The organism is Bacteroides muris (ex Fokt et al. 2023) (assembly GCF_024704895.1).
In the GTDB taxonomy this organism is placed as follows: Bacteria; Bacteroidota; Bacteroidia; order Bacteroidales; family Bacteroidaceae; genus Bacteroides; species Bacteroides muris.
Genome location: NZ_JAMZEE010000021.1, coordinates 1 through 26,810 on the forward strand (window position 1 = coordinate 1; position 26,810 = coordinate 26,810).

Annotated in this window: 18 protein-coding genes and 1 riboswitch; of the genes, 10 read left to right on the plus strand and 8 right to left on the minus strand. The window is 49.0% G+C overall.

Annotated features, from left to right (window positions below):
* Nucleotides 1-166 precede the first annotated feature (166 nt).
* Nucleotides 167-2,056: an alpha-L-fucosidase gene (locus M1B78_RS09975; protein ID WP_257940576.1), complete on the plus strand. Its 1,890-nt coding sequence runs from the start codon at nt 167-169 to the stop codon at nt 2,054-2,056.
* A gap of 264 nt (nt 2,057-2,320) precedes the next feature.
* Here the strand turns inward: M1B78_RS09975 and M1B78_RS09980 are convergent, their stop codons facing one another.
* On the minus strand, nt 2,321-3,172 hold the full coding sequence (locus M1B78_RS09980) for a mechanosensitive ion channel family protein (RefSeq protein WP_136009791.1): 852 nt from the start codon (nt 3,170-3,172) through the stop codon (nt 2,321-2,323).
* Between the two features lie 120 nt (nt 3,173-3,292).
* Nucleotides 3,293-3,388: riboswitch (TPP riboswitch) on the plus strand.
* 36 nt (nt 3,389-3,424) lie between these two features.
* Here M1B78_RS09980 and M1B78_RS09985 point away from each other — a divergent pair.
* From M1B78_RS09985 to M1B78_RS09995, 3 genes are read left to right on the plus strand one after another with little or no spacing between them, the layout of a single operon-like run.
* The gene (locus M1B78_RS09985) at nt 3,425-5,737 is read left to right on the plus strand and encodes a TonB-dependent receptor (RefSeq protein ID WP_257940577.1); all 2,313 of its coding nucleotides are present in this window, start codon (nt 3,425-3,427) and stop codon (nt 5,735-5,737) included.
* On the plus strand, nt 5,737-6,369 hold the full coding sequence (gene pnuC, locus M1B78_RS09990) for a nicotinamide riboside transporter PnuC (RefSeq protein WP_257931605.1): 633 nt from the start codon (nt 5,737-5,739) through the stop codon (nt 6,367-6,369). Before M1B78_RS09985 ends, pnuC begins: the two co-directional genes overlap by 1 nt.
* Before the next feature lie 28 nt (nt 6,370-6,397).
* The gene (locus tag M1B78_RS09995; protein WP_257931606.1) at nt 6,398-7,054 is read left to right on the plus strand and encodes a thiamine diphosphokinase; all 657 of its coding nucleotides are present in this window, start codon (nt 6,398-6,400) and stop codon (nt 7,052-7,054) included.
* Nucleotides 7,055-7,105: 51 nt separating this feature from the next.
* Here M1B78_RS09995 and thrC read toward each other — a convergent pair whose 3' ends face one another.
* The 3 genes from thrC to thrA all read right to left on the minus strand — a co-directional run bounded on the left by thrC (nt 7,106) and on the right by thrA (nt 12,190).
* Nucleotides 7,106-8,407 (minus strand): threonine synthase, encoded by a 1,302-nt coding sequence (gene thrC, locus M1B78_RS10000; protein ID WP_257940578.1) that lies wholly within the window; start codon nt 8,405-8,407, stop codon nt 7,106-7,108.
* Between the two features lie 70 nt (nt 8,408-8,477).
* On the minus strand, nt 8,478-9,737 hold the full coding sequence (locus M1B78_RS10005; protein WP_257940579.1) for a cofactor-independent phosphoglycerate mutase: 1,260 nt from the start codon (nt 9,735-9,737) through the stop codon (nt 8,478-8,480).
* A 20-nt stretch (nt 9,738-9,757) separates the two neighbouring features.
* Nucleotides 9,758-12,190, minus strand: coding sequence for a bifunctional aspartate kinase/homoserine dehydrogenase I (gene thrA / locus M1B78_RS10010; protein ID WP_257940580.1), 2,433 nt, complete (start codon nt 12,188-12,190; stop codon nt 9,758-9,760).
* 448 nt (nt 12,191-12,638) lie between these two features.
* Here thrA and M1B78_RS10015 point away from each other — a divergent pair, with 448 nt between their 5' ends.
* Nucleotides 12,639-13,676 (plus strand): asparaginase, encoded by a 1,038-nt coding sequence (locus M1B78_RS10015; protein WP_136009761.1) that lies wholly within the window; start codon nt 12,639-12,641, stop codon nt 13,674-13,676.
* 10 nt (nt 13,677-13,686) lie between these two features.
* Here M1B78_RS10015 and M1B78_RS10020 read toward each other — a convergent pair whose 3' ends face one another.
* Nucleotides 13,687-14,229: a beta-class carbonic anhydrase gene (locus M1B78_RS10020; protein ID WP_257940581.1), complete on the minus strand. Its 543-nt coding sequence runs from the start codon at nt 14,227-14,229 to the stop codon at nt 13,687-13,689.
* 120 nt (nt 14,230-14,349) lie between these two features.
* On the opposite strand from M1B78_RS10020, the gene radA reads away from it, so the two are divergent.
* The 4 genes from radA (at nt 14,350) to M1B78_RS10040 (ending at nt 20,654) form a co-directional block, all read left to right on the plus strand.
* Entirely contained in the window at nt 14,350-15,717 is a 1,368-nt protein-coding gene (radA, locus tag M1B78_RS10025; protein WP_257940582.1) for a DNA repair protein RadA, read from the plus strand.
* Nucleotides 15,718-15,722: 5 nt separating this feature from the next.
* Nucleotides 15,723-17,303, plus strand: coding sequence for an NAD(P)/FAD-dependent oxidoreductase (locus M1B78_RS10030; protein ID WP_257940583.1), 1,581 nt, complete (start codon nt 15,723-15,725; stop codon nt 17,301-17,303).
* A gap of 67 nt (nt 17,304-17,370) precedes the next feature.
* Nucleotides 17,371-17,982, plus strand: coding sequence for a response regulator transcription factor (locus M1B78_RS10035; RefSeq protein WP_257931611.1), 612 nt, complete (start codon nt 17,371-17,373; stop codon nt 17,980-17,982).
* A gap of 263 nt (nt 17,983-18,245) precedes the next feature.
* Nucleotides 18,246-20,654, plus strand: a complete 2,409-nt coding sequence (locus M1B78_RS10040) for a TonB-dependent receptor (protein ID WP_257940584.1) — start codon at nt 18,246-18,248, stop codon at nt 20,652-20,654.
* A gap of 1 nt (nt 20,655) precedes the next feature.
* Here M1B78_RS10040 and M1B78_RS10045 read toward each other — a convergent pair whose 3' ends face one another.
* Genes M1B78_RS10045 through metA form a run of 3 tightly spaced genes read right to left on the minus strand, consistent with a single transcriptional unit; the run spans nt 20,656 to nt 24,555 of the window.
* Complete coding sequence (locus M1B78_RS10045) at nt 20,656-21,711, minus strand: hypothetical protein (RefSeq protein WP_257940585.1); 1,056 nt, start codon at nt 21,709-21,711, stop codon at nt 20,656-20,658.
* A 34-nt stretch (nt 21,712-21,745) separates the two neighbouring features.
* Complete coding sequence (locus tag M1B78_RS10050) at nt 21,746-23,611, minus strand: peptidase U32 family protein (RefSeq protein ID WP_257940586.1); 1,866 nt, start codon at nt 23,609-23,611, stop codon at nt 21,746-21,748.
* 26 nt (nt 23,612-23,637) lie between these two features.
* The gene (gene metA, locus M1B78_RS10055; protein ID WP_176468495.1) at nt 23,638-24,555 is read right to left on the minus strand and encodes a homoserine O-acetyltransferase MetA; all 918 of its coding nucleotides are present in this window, start codon (nt 24,553-24,555) and stop codon (nt 23,638-23,640) included.
* Between the two features lie 338 nt (nt 24,556-24,893).
* On the opposite strand from metA, the gene M1B78_RS10060 reads away from it, so the two are divergent.
* Complete coding sequence (locus M1B78_RS10060; protein ID WP_257940587.1) at nt 24,894-26,801, plus strand: fimbrillin family protein; 1,908 nt, start codon at nt 24,894-24,896, stop codon at nt 26,799-26,801.
* Nucleotides 26,802-26,810 lie beyond the last annotated feature (9 nt).

The following is a 26,810-nucleotide window of genomic DNA, read 5'->3' on the forward strand; positions in this document are numbered from 1 at the left end:
TCAAAGAAAGAAATAATCTGGCGGATACGGAAACCTCTTTAGAAAAAGATTTCAGGCATTTTTAAACAGGCTCTAAATAAAATTATTAATTTATCCATTATTTTTTGCTATATTTGTATTCGTAATACATAAGTCTTTTGTGAACCCTTCGATTAATTAAATTATCATGAAAAAATTTATTTTTTACATTGCCTTAACTGTAACTTCGGCTATACCTGCGAGAGCGCAACAATATTTTGAAAAGCATGTGGTATTTCCATCAGGAGCTACCCTTGAACAAAAAATAGATATGGCTTCAAGACTCGTACCCAGCAAGCAACAGTTGGATTGGCAACAAATGGAGTTGACAGCATTTCTCCATTTCGGAATTAATACCTTTACAGGTCGAGAATGGGGAGAAGGGAAGGAAGACCCATCTTTATTCAATCCCACATCTTTGGATTGTGAACAATGGGTAAAATCTTTGAAAGAAAGTGGTTTCAAGATGGCCATCATTACCGCCAAACATCATGACGGCTTTTGTCTGTGGCCCACTAAAACTACCCAATATTCCGTAACTTCTTCACCATGGAAAGAAGGAAAAGGCGATGTGGTACGCGAATTACGTAATGCCTGCAAAAAATACGGATTGAAATTTGGTGTTTATCTTTCACCATGGGATCGTAATGCTAAATGCTATGGACAAGGTGATATTTATAATCAGTTTTTTATTAAACAACTCACAGAATTGCTCACTAATTATGGTGAAGTACATGAAGTGTGGTTTGACGGTGCTAATGGTGAGGGACCGAACGGAAAGAAGCAAATCTATGACTGGGCTGCCATCGAGAAGACAATCCGCAGTTTGCAGCCCAAAGCCGTAACTGCCATCATGGGCGACGATGTGCGTTGGGTTGGCAACGAAAAAGGGATTGGCCGTGAAACAGAATGGAGTGCCACGGTACTTACTCCTGGTATTTATACACACTCCGAACAAAGGAATAAGGAGATAGGCATTTTTAACCGTTCAAAAGATTTGGGAGGTAGAGAGGTACTGGCACGTGCATCGGAACTTTATTGGTATCCTTCAGAAGTAGATGTATCCATCAGACCAGGTTGGTTTTATCATGCAGACCAAAATGAGCAAGTAAAGCCATTGTCACATTTAGTGGATATTTATTTTAAATCGGTAGGATATAATTCTGTATTGCTACTGAATATACCACCTGACAAACGAGGATTGATTCATGAAACAGATCGTCTCCGGTTGAATGAATTTGCCAGTTATCTGAAAAATACGTTCAATGACAATTTCCTGAAAAAGGGAAACTCATATTGGCAGGCTTCCTCTGGAGAATCAAGAGAATTTACAGTTCAGACAAACGCACTGGTCAATACTTTTATGCTTCAGGAGGATATAGCAAAAGGGCAACGAGTAGAAGATTTCCTATTGGAAGGATGGATGGACAATGCATGGCATAAACTGGCAGAAGGCACCACCGTAGGCTATAAACGCCTGATACGTTTTGATTCATGCCAACCGGAAAAAGTAAGACTGACTATTCGTTCGGCACGAGGCAAAGCCAATTTTCTAAATGCCGGACTATTCTATGCACAACCACTCTCGAACACTAATGCCAAAGTGAAGTTGGGTAATGTGCCAATTTCTCAATACCACATCGTTGGTGATGACAAAGAAGCCGGTAAAGCCATAGACGGAAATCTTCAGAGCGTTTGGCGTACAGAGGGATTGATTCCATTGGTGGTTGACTTAGGCAGTGAAACAGAAATTACTGGTTTCAGCTATGCCCCTGCTACCGATGAAAACTTAGATGGAACAATCTACAAATATAATTTTTATGTAAGTAATGACGGTAAGAAATGGACAAAATGCATTACCCATGGTGAATTCAGCAACATCATGCACAATCCTGTACCTAATGTCGTACAATTCGAAAGAAGTTATAACGGCAGATATTTCAAATTAGAGCCGCTGATGGAAATCAATGCAAAGAATTGCACTTCTATTGCGGAAGTCGGCATATTTGCTTTGACAGTTTTGCAACAAGCTTTATAACCTGGGAGATAAAGGGAACCCTTGAGCAATAAATAGAGGGAAATGAATGGGCACAAAATAAAACCTAGAGCCTGTTTCCCCCTTTCTATTCGTTACATAGCTCGCTATGCTCCCAAAAAATGCTGAATAAGATTAAAACAGATTCTTAGAAGCACGAAGGCGAAAAACTAAAATCATATTAGCTTTTCGCCTTCAAAAAACACGAAGAGCAATCAAGATTTGTATTCCTTCTTTTGCTCGTCACATAGCCCACTATGCTCTTAATCACTCTTTCGCCTGATGCACCGTAAGTTGTGGGAACGGGAAGCCGATGCCCTCTTCGTTGAATACGGAGTAAACCTTCTTGTTCATATCAAAATATACGTCCCAGTAGTCGCCACTCTTTACCCAGACACGGATTACTACATTCACGCTGCTGGCATCCAAGGCATGAAGGGCGACAAACGGCTCGGGAACATTCAGGATACGGCTGTCTTCGGAGATGATACGACGCACGGTGCTTTCCACCTTATCATAATTTTCACCGTATTCCACCCCGATTACCCAATCTACACGACGCGTATCCTCACGGCTGTAATTGGTCACCGTCCCACTGCTCAACGCGCCATTGGGGATATAAATCACCTTATTATCGGCTGTGGTCAAAATCGTATGGAAGATTTGGATTTCACGTACCGTTCCGGACACGCCCTGACTTTCAATCCAGTCGCCTACCTTGAAAGGACGGAACAACAGCACAATCAATCCACCCGCAAAGTTCTGCAAGTTTCCGGAAAGTGCCATACCAACAGCCACACCGGCAGATGCCAACAAAGCTGCAAATGAAGTGGTCTCCACTCCCAACTTGCCGACAACGGCAATAATCAGCAGAACGGTCAGCAAGATATTGGCCAAACTTTTCACAAAACTCTGGATACTGGCATCCACACGCCTTTTTTCCAATAATCTCGCCAGCATTTTCCGGAGAAGGGATATCAAGAATCGCCCCACCACAAAAATGATGACAGCCCCAATGATGCGCCCACCGGCATCCACACTCCAATTTATCAATTGCTGAAGAAATATTTGCAGTTTGCTGAAACCATCGTCAGCAGTTTGGATGGCAAAAGTTGCCATGAATAAGGATAATAACATAACTATACTTTTTTGAAATTAAGCGTACAAAATTAACAAATAACTCAGGTTTTCGTTCACTTAGCTTGTCTTTTTCGACGGAACTCCCTACTTTTGCCCTCGATTTCAACTAAGGGGTGCCCTAATACGACGGGCTGAGATCATACCCATTGACCTGATCCGGGTAGTGCCGGCGGAGGGAAAAACGAGAAAAGTCTCCCCTTTTCTGTATTCATCTAAACGAAACAATTGCAAATGAAAAGACATGCAATGGCAGCCTGCCTCCTGATGGCAGCACTGAGTGTCTGTGCGCAGACACGGGAACAAGACAGCCTGCGGGTGGTGAACCTGCAAGAAGTGGAGGTCATCTCCACGCGTGCCACCAGCAGCACACCGGTGGCATTCACCAACATCGGAAAAGAACAACTGAAAAAACAGAATTTCGGACAAGATTTGCCGTATCTGTTGAGCATGACGCCCTCCGCCATTACCACCAGCGATGCCGGTGCGGGAGTAGGTTACACCACGCTGAGGGTCCGCGGCACAGACGGCACGCGCATCAACGTCACCGCCAACGGCATCCCCATCAACGATGCCGAGAGCCACACGGTGTTCTGGGTCAACCTGCCGGACTTTGCCTCCTCCGTCAAAGACATGCAGGTGCAACGCGGAGCAGGGACCTCAACAAACGGAGCTGGGGCTTTCGGTGCCAGCATCAACATGCAGACGGGTGATTTCTCCATGGAACCCTACGCAGAGTTCAACGGTTCCTACGGCTCCTTCAATACACACAAGGAAACGGTGAAAGTGGGAACAGGACTCATCAATAATCATTGGTCGTTCGATGCACGGCTCTCCAACATCAGCACGGACGGATATATAGACCGGGCGTCCGTAAGCCTAAACTCCTATTACCTGCAAGGAGGATATTACAATGACAATACCTCCATCAAGCTGATAACCTTTGCCGGCAAAGAGCGCACTTACCACGCATGGAACTACGCCAGCAAGGAGGAGATGGAACGCTACGGACGGCGTTATAATTCCTGCGGCTTCATGTACGCCACCGACCGGGAAGGCAACGTGTACGGCAAAGAATATTATAAAGACGACAACGGAGAGAAACATTACCTCACGAACGAAGGAGGCGCCCTGCACTTCTATAACGACCAGACCGACAACTATACACAGAAGAACTACCAACTGCTCCTCAACCACAACTTCACTTCACAATGGAATCTGAACGTCGGCCTGCACTACACCAAAGGCGACGGATACTATCAAGAATATAAAGGCGAACGCTCTTTGGCTGAATACGGTATGTCATTTTTCGAATGCAATGGCAGCAAGGTAGAAGAAAGCGACCTTATCCGTAAGAAAGCGATGGACAACAGGATGGGAGGCGGAATCTTCTCCGTAAGCTATAAATCCAACCGTTTGCATGCCTCACTGGGCGGTGCCCTGAACCGTTATGACGGCGACCACTTCGGCCGGGTGCTTTGGGTAAAGAACTATATTGGCCACCTGAACCCCGACCACGACTACTATCGCAACAACGCCACAAAGAACGACGGAAACATCTATCTGAAAGCCAACTATGACCTGATAAGCAGCCTAAGCGCCTATCTCGACCTACAATACCGCCACATCAACTACAAGATAAACGGACTGAACGACAAGTACAACTGGACTGCCGCCACTCCGGGAATGCAAAAGCTGGACATCGATGAAGATTTTGACTTCTTCAACCCGAAAGCCGGACTGTCCTGGCAACTCAACCGCAATCACCGCTTGTACGGTTCGTTCAGCGTAGCCCATAAAGAGCCGACACGTAACAACTACACCGACGGCTACTTCACCGAATATCCCAAGGCTGAGCGCTTGTTCGACTACGAACTGGGATATACCTTTGCCAACTCATGGCTCCATGCAGGTGCCAACTTCTACTATATGGATTATAAAGATCAGCTGGTACTGACGGGAGAGCTGAACGAGATAGGCGAAGCCATGGCCAGCAACGTGCCCGACAGCTACCGCATGGGTATCGAATTGATGGCAGGCATCCGGCTGGAGTGCGGTATCCAATGGGACATCAACGCCACGCTAAGCAAAAACCGTGTGCAAAACTTCACCGAGACACTCTACGAGAACGAAGAAGTCGGGTCTGAGGCATGGGGCGTCAAACACGGGGATACCCCCATCGCATTCTCTCCCGACTTCATACTGAATAACCGCTTCGGCTATTCATTCAAGGGATTCGAGGCCTCGTTACAGTCGCAATATATCAGCAAGCAATACATGAGCAACGCCAAGCAAAAGGAGTGCACGCTGGATGCTTATTTCGTAAGCAACCTGAATCTCTCCTATACCTTCAAGTTTCCTAAAGTAAAGTCGGTAACCGTAGGATGCACCATCTACAATCTGTTCAATGAAGAATACGAGAATAACGGATACGCAGGCAGCGGATACTACCGCGACGATAAAGGAGAAAAAGCCCGTTACAACTATGCGGGCTATGCCGCGCAGGCGGGAAGGAATGTACTGGGACACATAGCTATTAATTTTTGATGGAACACGGTCTTGAAATCATAGGCACTATTGTCGGGATTCTCTACCTCTGGTTGGAATACCGGGCAAGTATTTATCTCTGGATAGCAGGCATCATTATGCCCGCCGTTTATATCTTTGTCTACTACGAGGCAGGGTTATATGCCGATTGCGGCATCAATATCTACTATCTGGGTGCCGCCATCTACGGCTGGACGATGTGGAAGTACGGAGCGTCCCTACGACGGACTATCCTGAAACGGAAAGGTGCGCCACAAAGGGGAGAAGACAAAAGAATAGAAGAACAAAAGCAGGAACTGCCCATTACCCACATACCGTCGCACTATCTGTTGCCGCTTACCGCCGTATTTGTCGTGGCACTCTTAAGCATTACCTGGATACTGATGAACTTCACGGACAGCAATGTGCCCTGGCTGGACTCCTTCACTACCGCACTGAGCATCGTTGGCATGTGGATGCTGGCACGGAAATATGTGGAACAATGGTGGGCGTGGATTGTGGTAGATGCAGTCAGCGCCGGACTCTACCTCTACAAAGGACTTGATTTTACAGCCGGACTCTACGCACTTTACACAATTATAGCTATCTTTGGCTACTTCAAATGGAGAAAAATGATGAATGGCGACGAGTGATTAACGTTAAACGGATACGCAACAGATTATGAAGGACGAACTTTCAATTTTCAATTCTCAATATTCAATGAACGAAGCCGTGGTTCTGGCAAACGGAGAATACCCTACCGCTCCCCTGCCTTTGAAGATATTGGCAGAAGCGCCATACGTGGTTTGTTGCGACGGTGGAGCGGACGAATACATCCGCCGGGGCAATACTCCCGACGCAATCATCGGCGACGGCGACTCCCTCAGTGATGAAAACCGCCGGAAGTTCGGGCATATCCTACATCGCATCAGCGACCAGGAGACCAACGACCAGACCAAAGCCGTCAACTTCCTGCTGGCGCAAGGCAAACGCTACATCGCAATCATCGGCGCCACGGGCAAACGCGAAGACCATACACTAGGAAATATCAGCCTGCTCATCGACTATCTCCGCGCCGGAGCCGATGTACGCACCTATACCGATTACGGTATTTTCATCCCCTGTCGGGGTACCCGCACCTTCCCAAGTCATCCCAGACAGCAAGTATCCATCATCAACTTCACCGCACGCGGCTTGCATGGCAAAGGATTGGTCTATCCTCTCAGCGACTTCACCAACTGGTGGCAAGGCACACTCAACGAATGCACCGATACGGAATTCACCATCGAAGCGGAAGGAGAATACTTGGTATTCCTCAACGATACCGTTCTCCGCTGATTCTCCTCCCTCTTCTCCCCACCTGGTACGAAGCAGAAAAAGTATACCGTCCTAGCGCGTCAGCAAATAGGCCTTGAAGTTTGCAAAGTCCTTCGGCATCGGCAGGCTCTTCTTCTCACCGCGCATAAAGGTCTGAAGCTTAGCAGGCATTTCTACGGCTTCACCGATAATCTTTTCGACCGTATCCTTGAATTTCGCCGGATGAGCCGTTTCCAGGAACACGCCCGTTTCGCTGGGTTTCAGTCCTTCGGCCAGGGCCCGGAAGCCGCAGGCTCCGTGCGGGTCGAGCAAATAATAGTCCTTCTTCCACACTTCCCGCATAGTTTCGGCAATCTGCTCGTCGGTATAAGCGGCACCGCTGATTTCGGCAGAGATGGCGGCATGACTGCCTCCATAAAGGTCGAGTACGCGGGCAAAGTTGCTTGGGTCGCCCACATCCATCGCGTTGGCAATGGTGGCGATGCTGGGACGCGGCGTATAAATGCCCGTCTGCAAATATTGGAAGAAAATATCATTGCGGTTGTTGGAAGCGATAAAACGCTCCACGGGAAGCCCCATACGCTTACCGAAAAGTCCGGCAGTGATGTTGCCGAAATTACCGCTGGGGACACAGATAACCGGTGAGGAGTCACCCTTCACTTTCTTCAATTGAGCATAGGCATAGAAATAATAGAATGCCTGCGGCAGGAAACGCGCCACATTGATGGAATTGGCACTGGTCAGTTGCAGGTGTTCGTTGAGTTCCCGGTCCATAAAAGCGGATTTGACCAGAGCCTGGCAATCGTCGAACGTGCCATCTACCTCAATAGCCGTGATATTCTGTCCCAAGGTAGTGAATTGCTTCTCCTGAATTTCACTGACTTTTCCCTTCGGATAGAGCACATAGACGTGTATGCCTTCCACACCGAGGAAACCGTTGGCAACGGCACTCCCCGTATCACCGGAAGTAGCCACAAGAACATTAACTTGCTTCTTGCCCTCTTTCTTGATAAAGTACCCCAGCAAACGCGCCATGAAGCGCCCGCCTACATCCTTAAAGGCAAGCGTCGGACCATGGAACAGCTCAAGTGAATAAATATTCTCCGTCACCCAGACCAGAGGGACATCGAAACTGAGTGTGTCATAAACAATCTGTTTCAGCGTATCGGCAGGAACATCCTCGCCAAAGAAGGCATCGGCCACGCGATAGGCTATCTCCTGAAAGCTGAGCGTATCGATGCTATCGTAAAACTCTTGTGGCAGAGTTTTGATTGTAAAGGGCATGAAAAGCCCCTTGTCTGCGGCAAGCCCCTTTACCACGGCCTCTTCAAGAGTGGCTTCGGGGGCTTGTTTGTTGGTGCTATAATATTTCATTGCGGTATTTTTTTATTCACCACAGAGTCTCACAGAATTCTCTATAAATAAAACCCCGTGAAACTCTGTGTTACTCTGTGGTGGAACTCATAAATTCATTAATAAACTCGTCTTCTTTCATCAGTCCGTAACTGCCTTCACAGGCTGCCACTTCATCAAATGTCCGTACTTCGTCAGCCTCGATACCCGGATGCCAGATGAGGAACGGGATAGGTTCGGCCGTATGCGTACGGAGCTCGCAGGGAGTGGGATGGTCGGGCAATACGGAGATGGCAACGGGTTCCTCCCAATCCTTCACAGCCTCATAGATAGGACCTACGGCACGGCTGTCCAGATTCTCAATCGTCATAATCTTCAAGGGGACGTTTCCTTCATGACCAGCCTCATCACTGGCCTCGATATGCAGGTAGACAAAATCATCCGTCCGCAATGCATCGAGGGCGGCAGCCACCTTATTCTCATAGTTGGTATCATAAAGCCCCGTCGCACCTTCTACGGTGATGCGCCGCAATCCGGCATAGTAGCCGATACCGTTAATCAAATCCACGGCAGAAATCACTGCACCACGCTTCACCTGCGGGAACTTGTCTGAAAGGCGCTCCATCTGCGGACGATAACCAGGGCTCCATGGCCAGATGCTATTGGCAGGGTCCTTCCCCTCCGCCTTCCGCTTCACGTTGACCGGATGGTTTTCCAGCAACTCTTGCGAACGGAGAATCAAATCGTTAATCAAGTCGGCAGTCTGCTTCGGAGTAAGTGCTGCCTCTCCTTCGGGGACTGTAATGTTTTCCGTACCCTCCATCGGCTTCACCATCAACGGACGGAAAGGCTTCAAGGGGACATCGTGGGGCGGTGTGCAGTCAATGCGCTTGTCCCCTCCCTTTATTACCAGCAGATGGCGATATTGCACGCCCGTATGGAAACACACACGGTCGTCGCCCAGATGCTTCTGAAGGTATTTCACCAACACATCCGCTTCCTCTGTGGTGATGTGCCCGGCAGAATGATTCCGGATATCGTCTCCCTCGATGCAGATAATATTGCAGCGCATCGCCATCTCACCCGGCTGCAAGTCCACACCGATGCTCGCCGCCTCCAACGGACCACGGCCTTCATACACCTTCGGCAGGTTATAGCCCAGAACGGACATATTCGCCACCTCACTGCCGGGATGAAATCCCTCGGCCACTGTCACCAGCCTTCCCACACGTCCCATACATGCCAGCTTGTCCATATAGGGCGTTGCAGCCGCCTGTAGCAAGGTCTTTCCTCCCAGAGCCTTCACGGGCCAGTCGGCCATACCGTCACCTAATATAATGATGTGTTTCATCTTTCTATTTACCCTTGGGATTAAACGTTTGCAATGCTCATAATATCCGCAAATACCCCTGCAGCCGTTACACCCGCACCGGCTCCGTAGCCTTGTATCATCATCGGATATTCCTTATAACGTGCCGTGGTCAGCAGGATGATGTTATTGCTGCCCTCCAGACCGTAGAACGGATGGTTGGCACAGACTTCCTGTAAACCGACGGATGCCTTGCCGTTTTCCAGTTTGGCTACGAAACGCCAATGCTTGTTCTCGGCTTCCAACACCTTGCGGCGGGCTTCGAAATCGGCATCGAGGTCCGGCACTTTCTTCCAGAAGTCATCCAGGGAGCCTTCAAAGAAGTCATCGGGCACAAACAAGTTCTTCTCCACATCGCTCTGTTCCAAACGATAACCGGCCTCGCGTGCCAGAATCACCAGTTTGCGGATAACATCCTTTCCACTGAGGTCGATACGCGGATCGGGCTCGGAGTAACGTTCCTCTTGTGCCATCTTGATGGTCTTGCTGAAAGGAATGTCTGCACTGATTTTATTGAAGATGTAATTCAACGTACCACTCAGCACTGCTTCAATCTTCAATATCTTGTCACCGCTATGGATAAGGTCGTTAATGGTATTGATGATAGGGAGTCCGGCGCCTACATTCGTTTCAAACAAGTACTTCACACCGCGTTGGCGGGCAATCTGTTTCAGTTCACGGTAGTTCTCGTATTCAGAAGAAGCGGCAATCTTATTGGCAGCCACTACCGAAACATTGTGCAGCAACAAGTCCTTGTAAAGGGAAGCCACGCCTGCACTTGCCGTACAGTCCACAAAGACAGAGTTAAAGATGTTCATACCGATAATCTCATTGCGCAACGTTTCCAGGGAACTGTTCTTTCCTTTCTCCCGCAGCTCCTCACGGAAACGTCCCAAATCGAAACCTTCGCGGCTGAACATGGCCTTGTTTGCATCGGCGATACCCACTACATTCAGTTGCAAGCCGTTCTCCTGCATCAACTTCTGGCGCTGGCTGTGAATTTGCTCTATCAGGCTGCCGCCTACGGTTCCTATACCGCAGATAAAGAGATTCAATACCTGATATTCTGACAAGAAGAAAGAATCATGAATAACATTCAGCGATTTGCGCAACGACTTGTTGTCCACAACAAACGAGATGTTGGTTTCCGAGGCACCCTGCGCACAGGCAATTACATTGATACCGTTACGTCCCAACGTACCAAACAATTTTCCGGCAATACCCGGCGTATGCTTCATGTTCTCGCCTACGATGGCCACAGTAGCCAGATTCTTTTCCGCCTGAATGGGAGAAATCTCTCCCATCTCGATTTCCTTGGCAAACTCCTCGTTCAGTACCTCGCAAGCCAAGTCGGCATCCGCATTGCGCACACCGATAGAGGTTGAATTCTCTGAAGAAGCCTGGGACACAAGGAACACGCTGATGCCATTCTTTGCCAACGCCTTGAAGATACGGTAGTTCACACCGATAACACCTACCATACCAAGGCCTTGCACTGTAATCAGGCTCGTATCGTTAATGGAAGAAATACCTTTGATGGCCTTACTCTGCGGATTGGAAGCCTCTTGCTTGATAACAGTTCCTACCCCCTCCGGATTAAAGGTATTCTTTACCAGAATGGGGATATTCTTGTGGCAAACCGGATAGATTGTCGGCGGATAGACAACTTTCGCACCGAAGTTACAAAGCTCCGTAGCTTCCACATAGCTCAATTCATTGATTGTGTATGCCCCGGAAATCACACGCGGATCAGCCGTCATGAACCCGTCCACATCCGTCCAGATTTCCAGACTGTCGGCATCCAGCGCGGCAGCAATGATTGCCGCTGTATAGTCGGAACCACCTCTACCCAGATTTGTCACCTCGCCCGTCATCTTGTCTGTGGCGATAAAACCCGGAACCAGCACACGCTTGGGCAGGCTGCTGAATGTCTCACGTACCAGCGAATTGGTCAAGTCCGTATCCAGTACATGCTTGGAATGCTTCTTTTCCGTCTTGATAAACTTACGCGAATCAAACCATTCAGCCCCCGTCAACTGGGCAACAATGATGGATGAAAGACGCTCGCCATAGCTCACAATGGTATCGGATGTCTTCTGCGAAAGGTCTTTTATCAGATAAATACCCTGGAAGATGTCCTTCAGCTCGTTGAGCAGCTCACCAATCTGGCGCTGCAAGACAACCTGCGCCTCGCCTGCCGGAATCACTTCCTTAATCATTTCCACATGACGGTGGACAATCTCCCGAAACTCATTCTCGTAATAAGCATCACCGGCTGCCGCCATCTTGGAAGTGTTAATCAACTTGTCCGTGATGCCGCCCAATGCGGACACTACCACGATAACCGGTTCGTCAACTGCTTCTACAATTCTCTTGACGCTCAAAATACTGTTCACGGAACCTACGGACGTTCCGCCGAATTTCATTACTTTCATTTCTCTTTATATTGTTGAGATGGTTGATACAATGTGTCGGAAACAAGCTGCTACAGCTTGCATTGACTTTAATTAAATGGAAAAACTGCTTAAAAATGGTGTAACACGTAGAAACACAAAATACTACCCCTAACCCCTAAGGGTCATGGTCCACATGGATGTGACTGTATGCAGATAGTACTTGTTCATTGTCTCCTGTTTCTATCGTTTATGATAAGTGTTGCAAAAGTAACAATAAAAACATTCAATATATCACTTTTTACGACTTTTTTGCGATAAAAATATAGAAAGGCCCTAAAAAGGCAAGATATATGCACAACTTCCGGCTTACACTTTCACACTTTCCATACCTTTTTTCTGTATATCCGTCCATTCTTTTCTAACATTTTGATACTATTATTAAGATAAATCATTATATTTGCATGAAAAATATGAAAGAAAAGTGCGCATGAACCCAGAAAACACTTCCGTTTTGCTAATATACACCGGCGGAACTATTGGAATGATAGAGAATACAGAGACCGGTGCTCTGGAAAGCTTCAATTTCGAGCAGTTGCAGAAACATGTTCCCGAGCTTCAGAGGTTTGCGTTCCGTATCGACACTTATCAGTTCGACCCGCCCATGGATTCTTCGGACATGGCCCCCGATGCCTGGCGTAAACTGGTACGCATCATCAGCGACAACTACGACCGGTATACGGGTTTCGTCATTCTGCATGGCACAGATACGATGGCCTATACTGCATCCGCACTCAGCTTCATGCTCGAGGGACTGAACAAACCCGTTATCCTGACCGGTTCACAACTGCCCATCGGCGTGCTCCGTACAGACGGCAAAGAAAACCTACTGACCAGCATCGAGATAGCCACCGCCTGCCACGCCAACGGACGGCCCATCGTGCCCGAAGTCTGCATCTTCTTCGAAAACCACCTGATGCGCGGCAACCGCACCACCAAAATGAACGCGGAGAACTTCAATGCTTTCCGTTCCTTCAATTATCCGGTACTCGCTTCCGCCGGTATACATATTAAATATAATAATGTGCAGATTCATACACACGGCACTCCCCGCGAACTGGAGCCTCACTATCTGCTCGATACCAACATCGCCATACTGAAGCTTTTTCCAGGTATTCAGGAAAATGTCGTGGCAGCCATACTTGCCACTGAAGGACTGAAAGCCGTAGTCCTCGAAACCTACGGTTCCGGCAACGCTCCCCGAAAGGAATGGTTCCTACGCCGCCTGCACGATGCCTGCGAACAGGGAATCATCATTGTCAATGTCACCCAATGCAGCGCCGGCACCGTTGAAATGGAGCGTTATGAAACCGGTTACCAACTGATGCAGGCAGGAGTTGTCTGCGGATATGACAGTACGACGGAATCTGCCGTAACCAAGCTGATGTTCCTCCTGGGGCACGATTATCCGCCTGCCGAAATACGCGAACTGATGGGACGGCCGCTGGCAGGGGAAATTACCGTGTGAAGCACAACCATCACCGCACCGGGGTCAGTTCTCCCGTCACAGAATCTATTATGAAACCGCTGACATTGATGTCATTCGGTATCAGCGGATGATTGATAATGGCTTCCACCGTACCTTTTACCGATTTCTCCGTATCTTCGAATCCATATAACCAGGACTCAAAATCCACTCCGCAGAAACGAATCATATCAATCGTCTCCTGCTTGATACCCCGGGTCTTCATATGCTCTATCATCTGGACACTGCTCATATGGCACGCGCCGCAATCGGAGTGGGCAATCACCATAACTTCCGTCACTCCCAACTCATAGATGGCCACCATCAGACTACGGATGACGCTGCCAAACGGATGCGAAATGATTCCACCCGCATTCTTTATCATCTTCACATCGCCGTTCTTTATGCCCAAAGCGGCCGGCAGTAAAGCGGTCAAACGGGTATCCATACAAGAGAGGATGGCAATCTTCTTATCCGGGTATTTATTCGTGATGTATTTCTCATACCCCTTTTCGGCTACAAAACGTCTGTTATATGCAAGAATATCTTCTATCATGGCTTTTATGATATGTTATTGTTTTCTACCCACAAAAATAAAAAAACTCTATGGGAGTCTGCAAGCCCTGCATCGAAAAATTGTACCTTTGGGCAATCATTTTAGAAGGAATGCTCAATTATGGCTAAAGAAAAGACGGTTTATGTATGCAGCAACTGCGGGCAAGACTCTCCCAAATGGGTAGGCAAATGCCCGTCGTGCGGAATGTGGAACACGTATGTGGAAGAGGTGGTGCGGAAAGAAGTGGTGAACAAGCGTCCCGTATCGGGCATAGCAACTGCCAGGGCCAAACCCGTCACCCTCCATGAAATTGTGGCCGATGACGAGCCGCGTATCGACCTCCATGACGCCGAGCTGAACCGGGTACTTGGCGGCGGTCTTGTACAAGGCTCTCTTGTACTGATTGGCGGCGAACCGGGCATCGGCAAATCCACCCTGGTGCTACAGACCGTACTCCGCATACCGGAGAAACGCATCCTTTATGTATCCGGTGAAGAAAGCACCCGCCAGTTGAAACTGCGTGCCGACCGCTTGACAAACACTTCCAGTGACTGCCTCATCGTGTGCGAAACTTCCTTGGAACAGATTTACGTCCACGTCAAGAACATTCGTCCAGACATAGTCATCATCGACTCCATACAGACGATTTCTACCGAAACCCTCGAATCCTCGCCGGGGAGCATCGCTCAGGTGCGGGAATGTTCCGCTTCCATCCTGCGCTTTGCCAAGGAAACGCATACGGCGGTCATCCTCATCGGGCATATCAATAAGGAAGGCAGCATAGCCGGTCCCAAGGTACTGGAACATATCGTGGATACCGTACTCCAGTTCGAGGGCGACCAACATTATATGTACCGTATCCTACGCAGCATCAAGAACCGCTTCGGAAGTACCGCCGAACTGGGTATCTACGAAATGCGGCAAGATGGATTACGACAGGTAAGCAACCCCTCCGAACTGCTGCTGAGCCAGGACCATGAAGGCATGAGCGGCATAGCCATTGCCTCGGCGATAGAAGGCGTCAGGCCGTTCCTCATCGAAACGCAGGCATTGGTCAGCAGCGCTGTATATGGCAACCCGCAACGTTCTGCCACGGGATTCGACATCCGCCGCATGAATATGCTGCTGGCCGTATTGGAAAAACGTGTAGGCTTCAAGCTGGCACAGAAAGACGTATTTCTCAACATTGCCGGAGGATTGAAGGTAAACGATCCCGCCATAGACCTGGCTGTCATCAGCGCCATCCTCTCCAGCAACATGGACACAGCCGTAGAACCGGAGGTATGCATGGCGGGAGAGATAGGCCTGTCAGGCGAAATACGTCCTGTCAACCGCATAGAGCAACGTATCGGAGAAGCAGAGAAACTTGGATTCAAGCGATTCATACTTCCCAAGTATAACATGCAAGGACTGAACACGAAAAAGATTAAAATGGAATTGATACCGGTGCGGAAGGTGGAAGAAGCATTCCGTGCCCTATTCGGATAATCATTATGATACAAGAATACCAACTGCGCGTATTGCCCGAAGTTGCGGCAAACGAGCAACGCCTGAAAGACTACCTAGTACACGAAAAAGGCCTGAACGCACGGGAAATAACAGCCACGCGCATCCTGAAGCGCAGTATCGATGCCCGTCAGCGGACTATCTATATCAATCTCAACGTGCGGGCATATCTGAACGAGATGCCGAAAGAGGACGAATATCAACATACCCCATATAATAATGTAGAAGGAAAACCGCAAGTGATAGTGGTGGGAGCCGGTCCCGGAGGACTCTTCGCCGCTCTGCGCCTGATAGAGCTCGGCCTGCGTCCCGTCATTGTGGAACGTGGAAAGAACGTACGGGAACGCAAGAAAGACCTGGCGCAAATCGGCCGCCAGCAACTCGTCAACCCGGAGTCCAATTACAGCTTCGGAGAGGGAGGCGCCGGAGCCTACTCGGATGGCAAGCTGTACACACGCAGCAAGAAGCGCGGCAATGTAGACAAGATTCTGAACGTCTTCTGCCAACATGGCGCCTCTACTTCCATACTGGTAGATGCACATCCGCACATAGGTACGGACAAACTGCCGCGTGTCATCGAAAACATGCGGAACACCATCATCGAATGCGGTGGCGAAGTTCACTTCGAGACACGCATGGACGCCCTGCTCATAGAGAAGGATGAAGTCAAAGGCATTGAAACGAATACCGGCAAGACCTTCCTCGGCCCGGTGATACTTGCCACCGGTCACTCCGCCCGGGACGTATACCGCTGGCTTGCCGCCAACAACATAGAGATTGAAGCCAAAGGCATTGCCGTAGGCGTACGACTGGAACACCCCGCTGCCTTGATAGACCGGATACAATATCATAACCGGAACGGACGGGGAAAATATCTGCCCGCCGCCGAATACAGCTTTGTAAACCAGGTGGACGGACGGGGAGTATACAGTTTCTGCATGTGTCCCGGCGGTTTTGTCGTGCCCGCTGCCAGCGGTCCCGAACAGATTGTAGTCAACGGAATGAGTCCCAGCAACCGCGGCTCCCGTTGGAGCAATTCGGGAATGGTAGTGGAGTTGCGACCGGAAGACATAGAGCACGACAGTGCGGCTAATTGTCAATTGTCCACAGTCAATTCTCCATTAAGCATGATGTACTTTCAAGAATATCTGGAGCGCCTCTGCTGGCAACAAGGCAATATGAAGCAGACGGCACCGGCGCAGAGAATGGCAGACTTCACTAAGAAAAAATTGAGTTACGACCTGCCAGAAACTTCGTATGCACCGGGATTGGTTTCCTCACCTCTCCACTTCTGGATGCCTTCTTTCATTGCAGAACGCCTGAGCAAAGGTTTCCAGCTATTCGGAAAATACAGCCACGGTTTCTTGACGAACGAGGCGGTAATGATTGGAGTGGAAACGCGTACATCAGCACCGGTACGCATAACAAGAGACAAAGAAACGTTGCAACATATACGCATAAAAGGCTTGTTCCCTTGCGGAGAAGGCGCCGGATATGCCGGAGGCATTGTGTCTGCCGGAATTGACGGCGAACGGTGTGCGGAAGCGGCAAAGGCCTTCTTCAGCTGAGACACTGTTTTGATTTTCTTTTCGTTCATAAAAATAATCCGTACTTTTGCAGAAACAAAAAACGAGAATGACTCCTGAAATAGCAATCATCGACTTCAACACCCTCTCATGCCTGGGACTGCAGAACCTGCTGGAGGAAATCATCCCGACAGCCGTCATCCGCTCTTTCCGTTCCTTTGGTGAATTGATGGATGATACACCTGACATGTATGTGCATTACTTCATTTCTTCACAGATTTACTTCGAGCATACCGCTTTCTTTCTGGAGCGCAAGCCCAAAACCATTGTGCTGGTCAATGGTGAAACCGTTCCCCAACTGTCGGGCATGCCGACGCTGAACATCTATCAGGACGAACAAAACTTGGCAAAGAACATCCTGCAACTGCGCCAATACGGAAACCAATACAGACAAAACCACGAAAAGCCGGCACCTGCCAGGCACTCGGATATGGCAGTAAATACAGCTGCCGGACACGACCTTTCCGCCCGGGAAATAGAAGTACTGGTGCTGATTATCAAAGGACTTATCAACAAGGAGATTGCCGACAAACTGAACATCAGCCAGACTACCGTCATCTCACACCGCAAGAATATCACCGAGAAGCTGGGCATCAAGTCCGTATCCGGGCTGACTATCTATGCAGTCATGCATGGATATGTGGAAGCCGACAGAATATAATCCTACAACCGGAATACATCAGAAGCGGAGTTCTTCAGAAAGGCTCCGCCCCAATCAATATACTTATATGTTAAAACTTAATCGTTCCGTCATGGGGTAAAAATCGTTCCACCATGGTGGAACGATTTTTACCCCATGACGGAACGATATTTTCTATGTGATGGAACGATTCATGATTGGCACTCCAAGAACGAAATCCTAATAAATGAGGATTGCCTCTTCCGAAAGAATCCCTTTACTTTGCAAGCGCAAAAAAACAGTTTATGAACAGACATAGAATTTTAGCCGGTGTCTTCTGCCTTTTGGCAACCGGCAATGTACTTGCCGAAGAGGCAGACACTTTGAAAGTGGTGGATGTGGAGGAAATAACCGTCATTGCTGCCCCAAAAGAGAACCGGAAACTGCGCGAGCAGCCCGCTGCCGTCACCCTGCTTTCGCAACAAGACATGCAGAACGCACAAGTAAACTCCATCAAGAATCTGACGTCCGTAGTGCCCAATATGTTTATCCCCGACTACGGCTCGCGACTGACTTCGGCTGTCTATATCCGCGGCATAGGTTCGCGCATCAACACTCCCTCGGTAGGACTTTACGTGGATAACATTCCTTATATAGACAAGTCGGCCTTCGACTTCAGCTACGCCGACGTGGAGCGCATTGACGTGCTTCGCGGTCCGCAAGGCACGCTCTACGGACGCAATGCCATGGGCGGGCTGATAAAGGTACACACCAAATCCCCCTTCTCCTACCAAGGAACGGACTTCCACGTGGGGGCAGGCACGCACAATGCCTATAACACCTCGTTGACCCACTATCACCGGCTTTCGGAACGGTTCGCCTTTTCTGCCGGAGGATTCTACGACTACCAGGGAGGATTCTTCCGCAACACGGTGAGAGACGAGAAAGCCGACAAGGGGCAATCGGCAGGCGGACGCTTCCGTGCCATCTACCTCCCCTCGGACAACTGGAAGGCAGACCTGAACATCAACTACGAATACAGCGACCAAGGAGGATATCCCTACTTTTACCTGGGCAGTCTGGCCCCTGCCGGACAGAAAGAGGAACTGAAACCCTACATCGGCAAAATCTCCAACGACGAGGCAAGCAGTTACTACCGCAACCTGCTGAATGCCGGACTGAACCTGGAATATCAAGCCCGTAACTTCACTCTGAGTATGGTCACCGGCTATCAATACCTCAAAGACCGCATGTTCATGGACCAGGACTTCAGCCCCGCCAACATCTTCAACATCGAGCAGAGGCAGAAGATGAACACCCTCTCCGAGGAAGTTGTCCTCAAGTCGAGGCCCAACCGCCGCTGGCAATGGACCACCGGTGCCTTCGGATTCTATCAATGGCTGCACACGGACGGACCGGTCGTGTTCCACAAGGAAGGCATCGACCAGGTGATAGAAGGAAACGCGAACAATGTATTCGCCGGGCTTTCGGGAGCACCGGACATGCACCTGACCATCAACGACCAAAACATGCGGGTAAGCGGCAGTTTCGACACACCCACACTAAGCGGAGCCATCTTCCACCAGTCCACCTTCAACGACCTGCTGACAGAAGGACTGTCCGCTACAGTCGGCCTGCGTCTGGATTATGAAAAGATACGGATGGACTATAATTCAGCCTCTACTCCTACCGATTTCGACTTCAAAGTGACAGTCAACAAGCCAGGCATGCCATTCCCCATCATCATCGGAAACGCCTCGCCGCTGCGAGGCAATGCGGCCTATCAAGGAAAGGAGTCGACGGACTACGTACAGCTGTTGCCCAAATTCGCCCTGCAATACGAGTGGAGCAAAGGAAACAATGTATATGCCACCGCTACCCGAGGATACCGTTCGGGGGGATACAACATACAGATGTTCTCCGACCTGATTACCGGCGTATTGAGCAATTCGATGATAGACGCCATCGCTGCGGACGAGAACCTGAAGATGATAAACCTGATGATTGATGTGAACACCATCAAACAAAAGGTACCGGAAGTACGTGAAGCAACCCGCTACAAGCCCGAATATACCTGGAATTACGAGGCAGGTATGCACCTCACGCTTTGGGAAGACCGTCTGCTGGCCGATGTCTCCGCTTTCTATATGGACACCCGCGACCAGCAAATATCCAAATTCGCAGAAAGCGGACTGGGACGCATTACTGTAAACGCCGGAAAAAGCCGGAGCTACGGAGCCGAAGCAAGCCTGCAGGCTGCCCTGACCGACGCGTTCACGCTGAATGCCTGCTACGGATATACATACGCCACCTTCAAGGAGTACGTCGGCAATGCCCGTATCAACGAAGAACTCCAGGAAGTGAGCTACAACGGCAAATATGTACCGTTTGTCCCCAAGCATACCATGAACGTGGGCGGGCAGTACATCTTCCGCATCCGTCCGGGACGCTGGCTGGACCGTATCCGGTTGAGCGCCAACTATACCGGCGCCGGACGTATCTACTGGACGGAAGAGAACACCGTGAGCCAAGCCTTCTACGGCACGCTGAACGGACGCATCAGCTTCCAGAAAGGGCATGGACAGATTGACTTCTGGGTACGTAATGCACTCGACAAAGATTACGCCTCCTTCTATTTCGAGAGTATGGGAAACGGATTCATGCAGAAAGGACGTCCCGTGCAGGCAGGGATAGAACTGCGATGCAGATTCTGATTTATTCATTAATCGCTCCGCAATGCGGGCAGACTCCTTTTTCCCTCAGTTTCTGCCCGCATCTGCCGCAACGATAGCGTGAAGCCAGCAGCGAAACACGAAGCCTTTTGAAGAATACCCATACAAAAGCAGCCAAAAACAAGTATCCGACATAGATGGATGTAGCAAGGATAAAGAAGAAATAACAGAAGATGCAGCAGGAGGCCAGCCCCAACAGATAGAATACGGCAGCTGCCGGTGAAAGCTGGCGGAACAAGTCATCGAGCACTGCCAGCAATACCACAATGAACAACCAGAAACCCATCAGAAAAGCAGAAAGCACAAGCGGCACCTTGAACGGAGACAAGGTAGGATTGAAGTAGAAGTGCTGCCACGTTTCCGGCGCAAAAACCTGAACAGACTCATAAATAGTGGCACAAGACGCCATCAGCAAGCATAGCAACAACGGATAGAGACTGTCTATGTCATTGAAGTACACCATCTTCAACTGCTTGCGCCGGAAAGCATGGAACAGCCAGACCGCCACGAACAAGGCAAAAATCATGATGAAATAAGAGACATGGGTATCACTGAACAAGTAGATGGCCTGCGAAATACTGTCCGTAGGAATAAAAGCATGCAGCATCTCGGACTCCCTCAGCCATCCCTGCACCTCCTGCGAATGGGCAAGCTTCACCCATACACTGTCCACGCTGTCGGCAGGGTGGATGGCAAACTCCGCGACAACCACGCGGTCTCCCCGATGAAGCATGTTATAGCAGTCTTTCACGGGCAGGCAAGCCAAATTCACGGAATCCGCCAGCACTTCCAGATTGGCGTTCCAGGTATAATGCCGCTCAAAAAGACAAGTCAGCGAATCACGCGTTTCCTCAGACAGATTCTCATCTTCAAGATTAGGACGGGGATAATGGCAGGAAACTAAAGCTATGAAGCATGAAAAATAAAGAATGAAGAACAGGAGAGAACGCAGTGAGCGCAAAGGATGCTTGTCTCTACCCGCTTCCCGGCACCGGTCATTTGCCAGCCTTTTATTACATTTCCGTTCCTCACTACTCATTTTCAAGCATTTGTTAGTAACACCTCATTTTTCATTAAAGCGGTTCTTGATGAGCAAGGACTTTCATCTGGCAATTCTTGCAGTCAAACGACAAACGGAAGCGCTTGCCGTCCGTTCCAACCAAATAATACGGTTCTCTATAAGGAGAATGTCCTTTCTGATAGGAGGGACACCATCCCATACTGAAACGCAGACAATGCTTGCAGAACATGAGTACAGCATCCGGAACCGCTTGCACCTCGTAGGCAGGCGCTATAGACGAAAGTCCATGCTCATGGTAGAAACTCCGGGCAGCACTGTTCATCACATTGCCCAAATAGGTCAGCGAAGTAGCCGGGAAAACATGGCTTGTCGGTTTCCAGACGGCCAGCTCACGACGACAAGTAACACGCCGGGCCACAATCAGCTTATCTATCACCTGCCGGCGCCAGTCTGCCACCACAGAAGCAGGAAGGAACCAGTTCGCAGAAAGATTGAGCCTGATACCCGACGCCTCTTCTGACAGATGCCCGGCTACCTCGAAAGGGGTATTTCCCAACTTAACCAGTTGGCTGCGCAGGTTATCCGCCTGCGGTGTACGTGCCAACTCCTTCGGATAAGGGAAAGAGAGTGTCACGCGGTTATCATCTTCGTCCGCAGCCGTCAGGCTGAATCCGAAAGAAGTATCTGCCAACTCCCAACAAACACCTATTTTACGTTCGGAAGATTTACGGGTAAGGGCACGTTCAAACTCCTGGTCGAAGTTACGATAAAGCCGGGTACGCGATCTGATACGAGGCACTTCCCCTGCCAGATAGAGCTTGTTGCCATCCACCCGGTTGATACGGAAACCTTGCAAACGTCCCTGCTCATCCAGAAAACAGACACCGTCTCCGTTGTGGAAAGGCTTTACACCGGCCACAGTGAGATAGCCTCTGCGCTGCTCCTTCAAGGTGCCCATCTCTTCTCCCAAAGATTTGGGCGTATCGAATGAAGTAATTTCCCCTCCTCTTCCTTGCAGGAAATAATGAGTGAAACCACGACTGAAACTCTTGTCCAACTGTGGCCGGAAATCAAAACGGCAGGTGCCTGAAGAAGCACGGGCATATTCCTTGCGACGGGCAAAGATGGCATCTAGTTTCCTACGGTAAGCCGCCGTCACATTCTTCACATAGGTCACATCCTTTAAACGGCCTTCTATCTTCAGGGAAGTGGCTCCGGCATCCAGCAGTTCTTCCAACACCTCGCTTTGGTTGAGGTCTTTCAAAGAAAGCAGATGCTTGTCGTGCACAATGGTCTTGCCATCGGCATCTGCCAGGCTGAAGGGCAAACGGCAGAATTGCGCACATTCCCCCCGGTTGGCACTCCGTCCGAAACAGGCCTGGCTGACATAGCACTGCCCGCTATAACTGACACAAAGAGCCCCGTGTACAAAAACCTCGAGCGGCACGTCGGGACAAGCCTCGTGGATACCGCGTATCTCCTGCAACGACAACTCGCGTGCCAGCACAACCTGACGGAAACCGGCATCGGCAAGAAAACGTACTTTCTCCGGCGTACGGTTATCCATCTGCGTACTGCCATGCAACGGGATGGGTGGCAAATTCAGCCGCGTAATCCCCATGTCCTGCACAATCAGCGCATCCACCCCGATGCGGTACAATTCCCAAATCATCCTCTCCGTCTCCTTCAGCTCTTCTTCTTTCAGAATGGTATTGACCGTCACATAGATACGGGCATTATACAAATGGGCATGCTCCACCAAGACTGCAATATCCTCCAAAGAGTTGACGGCAGCGGCACGCGCACCGAACTTGGGTGCACCGATGTAGACCGCATCCGCTCCATGATTCACGGCTTCTATGCCACACTCCAAATTCTTGGCAGGAGCCAGCAGCTCTATTTTACGTTGTTTTATCATTTGTTCAGTTACAAATTACTCACGACTCATTCTATATCGTTGATATTATACGGCGTCTCCTGATATACGAAATAATTCAGCCAATTGGAGAACAACAAATTGGCATGGGCGCGCCAACGCACCAGCACTCCTTTGTCCGGGTCATCGTCCACATAGTAGTTACGGGGCATCTCGATGGGCAGGCCCTTATTCAAGTCACGTCGATACTCTGTGTCCAGCGTCAACGGAGAGTATTCCGAATGGCCGGTCACGAAGAACTCACGCCCTCCACGGGCCACTGCCATATATACACCGGCATCCTCCGACTCGGAAAGCAACGTCAATTCCGGAATCTTCAGTATATCTTCCCGGCGCACTTCCGTGTGACGGCTATGCGGCACATAGAACATATCATCAAATCCTCGGAAAATGGGATGCAACGGCTGCAGGGTACGATGTTCAAAGATACCGAACATCTTCTTATCCAGTGCATGCTTCGACACTCCATAATGATGATAGAGCCCTGCCTGCGCCGCCCAGCAGATATAGAGAGTAGAGGTGACATGCGTACGTGCCCAGTCGAATATCCCGGTAATCTCATCCCAATAAGTCACCTCCTCAAAATCCATCTGTTCTACCGGAGCACCGGTGATAATCATGCCGTCGTACTTTTCATCGCGCATCTTGTCAAAGTCCGTATAGAACGCTTTCATGTGCTCCATCGGAGTGTTCTTGGAAGTATGGCTTTTTATCTTCATGAACGATATTTCCACCTGAAGCGGAGTATTGGAAAGCAGACGCACCAAGTCCGTTTCCGTCGTAATCTTTAGCGGCATCAGGTTCAGAACAACGATACGCAACGGACGGATATCCTGCTGGGTTGCCCGGGAATTGTCAATAACAAAAATATTCTCTTCTTTCAGCAACTCGATAGCAGGTAGTTTATCGGGTAAATTTAAAGGCATGAGCTTATATCTATGGTTTAACTTATTACTGTCTATGATTTTAGCGTGTAAAGTTAGGCAAAAAATCAGAGTGTGATAAATAAACTATAAAAGTTTTATTGATTTATCCCTCTTTATTTAACACGTTTCCTTATATTTGCGCCCGAACCTTATAAAAATTATTAAAAAACAAGATTTAAAAGCACTGCAGCATCAAGCATGATGCCGATAATTAGCATTCAAAAGCGTAAAAGACTTTTCCATACCAGTTATAGCTCTGCTAAATCCTCATTTTAAGACAAGGTCTATTAAGTATAACTGGGAAAGCGGAAAAACCGTTGCCCCGCAATAATAATATAATGAAAAAACTTATTCTTGCAAAAGGAGTCTTAGCAGCCTCTTTATTCTGCTGTATGTCCTTAGGAAATACAGCTTGTGTGAATCGGATTGATGAAGAACCAGAAGTGGAAATTAAGGAAGGGACGATACCTATTACGTTCTCTATCAAAATGGAAAAGGCAAACACCAAGGTCACAAACACCACCTTTGAAAAAGGAGACAGAATGGGTTTGTTTGCAACCACTTCCTCCGGCTCCATCAAGGGAAAACGGTATATTGACAATCTGGTTCTGGAATATACGGAAGGCTCCACACTGGTTGCCAAAAAGACAGTATTCTATCCGGAAGGAGATGTACCACTGGACTTTATCAGTTACCACCCTTACCAAACCGAAGGGGTAGCCGCCGGTACGTCCGTCCTTCCCGTATCCGTACAGACAGACCAAAGCAATGAGAAGAACCGCGCACAAAGTGACTTTTTGGTAGCCAAAGCGCAAGGAATCACCAATAAGACCAAATCTGTAACCTTGGAGTTCCAGCACAAGCTGTCCAAACTGGCAATCTCTTTGACTCCTGACGCAAGCAACTCCGCCAATGATTTGCTGAAAGCCAATCCGCGCATCATCGCAACCGGGCTCAAGACCTCGGCCGATTATAATCTGGAGGACGGGACTTTCAGTAATCTTGCAGGAACACAAGACATCATAGCCTCCGGCGAGTGGAACGTCAAAGACAACAAACTTACCGGCAAGGAATTCATCATCATACCCCAAACGATAAACGACGGCAAACAATCCTTCATTATGGAGTGGAACGGACGTATATACAGTTGTGCAATACCCGACGTGGAAATGAACAGCAGCACCCAATGTACCATCAACATATCAGCCATGCAGAGCAACAGCAACGTACTGAGCAGTTTTGCCGGAGAAATCAAGGAATGGAGCAGCCTCCCTCCCATTGACACCGACAATATGGAAGATTACACTGCCATACATATCTCCGCTCTCTCCTTTTCTCTTTCAAATGTATACAGAATTTATCACGAAGGAGTACCCGTTGCAGAAGTATGTAGGGAATATCTCAAATCAGCGTCATTGACTTCCAGAGCCATCATAGCCTATCCCGTAGACGAAAATGAAAAGACCGACCTGAGCAATGGAATCATCCTACAGCTTGCAGACCGCAACGACACCATCTGCGGAGGAAAGATAAGCTGGAATACAGACGATTATGGATTCACCTATACCAAAGGAAAATCTACCGGCATAGATAAGCTCTATATAGACAACAACCATAAGCTGCTTCTGGAAAAGCCGGAAAACGCCATCAAAGTGAATGTGGCATGCTACACTCTTCGAGACATCAGAAAAGGAGTGTCTACCGAATACCCCGTTGTCAAGATTGGAGCCCAATACTGGATGGGTGGAGAGCTCCATGCCACCACCTACCGTGACGGAACTCCCCTGAAAAAACAGATTGACTTGGGAACGGACAAAGCCGGATATTACAAGCCGGACAAATATGATATTTATTTTTACAATGGAGAAGCCATACTGGCAGGAGAGTTGGCTCCCGAAGGCTGGAAAATTCCATCGGATGCAGACTGGGAGCAACTGAAAAACTACACCGACAACGATACCTCCATACTAAAAGCAGGAGAATGGCAGGTAATGGTATCCGGCGAAGTTGTCCCCGTCAACAACCATACCCGATTCAATGCTTTCCCCGTAGGAATGTGGTACAACAAGAGCCACAACAGCCCAAACAAGATGACCGCCTTTTGGAGTTGGGACTACACAAAGCATACACTTTCGGAAAGCACCTTTTACTTTCTCGGCGAAAGCAACGAGTTTGTCAAAAGCACCGCCCATGTCACCGGCAAGCCCTATTATAAAGCCCTTTCCATTCGCTGTATAAAAGAATAGCCGGCAATT

What these genes read in the sequence shown, in the direction of transcription:
- M1B78_RS10040 (WP_257940584.1), top strand. Translation starts at nt 18,246, where the DNA reads ATGAACAGACATAGAATTTTAGCCGGTGTCTTCTGCCTTTTGGCAACC.
- thrA (WP_257940580.1), bottom strand. Translation starts at nt 12,190, where the DNA reads ATGAAAGTAATGAAATTCGGCGGAACGTCCGTAGGTTCCGTGAACAGT.
- M1B78_RS10060 (WP_257940587.1), top strand. Translation starts at nt 24,894, where the DNA reads ATGAAAAAACTTATTCTTGCAAAAGGAGTCTTAGCAGCCTCTTTATTC.
- M1B78_RS09985 (WP_257940577.1), top strand. Translation starts at nt 3,425, where the DNA reads ATGAAAAGACATGCAATGGCAGCCTGCCTCCTGATGGCAGCACTGAGT.
- radA (WP_257940582.1), top strand. Translation starts at nt 14,350, where the DNA reads ATGGCTAAAGAAAAGACGGTTTATGTATGCAGCAACTGCGGGCAAGAC.
- M1B78_RS09975 (WP_257940576.1), top strand. Translation starts at nt 167, where the DNA reads ATGAAAAAATTTATTTTTTACATTGCCTTAACTGTAACTTCGGCTATA.
- M1B78_RS10045 (WP_257940585.1), bottom strand. Translation starts at nt 21,711, where the DNA reads ATGAGTAGTGAGGAACGGAAATGTAATAAAAGGCTGGCAAATGACCGG.
- pnuC (WP_257931605.1), top strand. Translation starts at nt 5,737, where the DNA reads ATGGAACACGGTCTTGAAATCATAGGCACTATTGTCGGGATTCTCTAC.
- M1B78_RS10030 (WP_257940583.1), top strand. Translation starts at nt 15,723, where the DNA reads ATGATACAAGAATACCAACTGCGCGTATTGCCCGAAGTTGCGGCAAAC.
- M1B78_RS09995 (WP_257931606.1), top strand. Translation starts at nt 6,398, where the DNA reads ATGAAGGACGAACTTTCAATTTTCAATTCTCAATATTCAATGAACGAA.
- M1B78_RS10035 (WP_257931611.1), top strand. Translation starts at nt 17,371, where the DNA reads ATGACTCCTGAAATAGCAATCATCGACTTCAACACCCTCTCATGCCTG.
- M1B78_RS10050 (WP_257940586.1), bottom strand. Translation starts at nt 23,611, where the DNA reads ATGATAAAACAACGTAAAATAGAGCTGCTGGCTCCTGCCAAGAATTTG.
- M1B78_RS10020 (WP_257940581.1), bottom strand. Translation starts at nt 14,229, where the DNA reads ATGATAGAAGATATTCTTGCATATAACAGACGTTTTGTAGCCGAAAAG.
- M1B78_RS10015 (WP_136009761.1), top strand. Translation starts at nt 12,639, where the DNA reads ATGAACCCAGAAAACACTTCCGTTTTGCTAATATACACCGGCGGAACT.
- thrC (WP_257940578.1), bottom strand. Translation starts at nt 8,407, where the DNA reads ATGAAATATTATAGCACCAACAAACAAGCCCCCGAAGCCACTCTTGAA.
- M1B78_RS09980 (WP_136009791.1), bottom strand. Translation starts at nt 3,172, where the DNA reads ATGGCAACTTTTGCCATCCAAACTGCTGACGATGGTTTCAGCAAACTG.
- M1B78_RS10005 (WP_257940579.1), bottom strand. Translation starts at nt 9,737, where the DNA reads ATGAAACACATCATTATATTAGGTGACGGTATGGCCGACTGGCCCGTG.
- metA (WP_176468495.1), bottom strand. Translation starts at nt 24,555, where the DNA reads ATGCCTTTAAATTTACCCGATAAACTACCTGCTATCGAGTTGCTGAAA.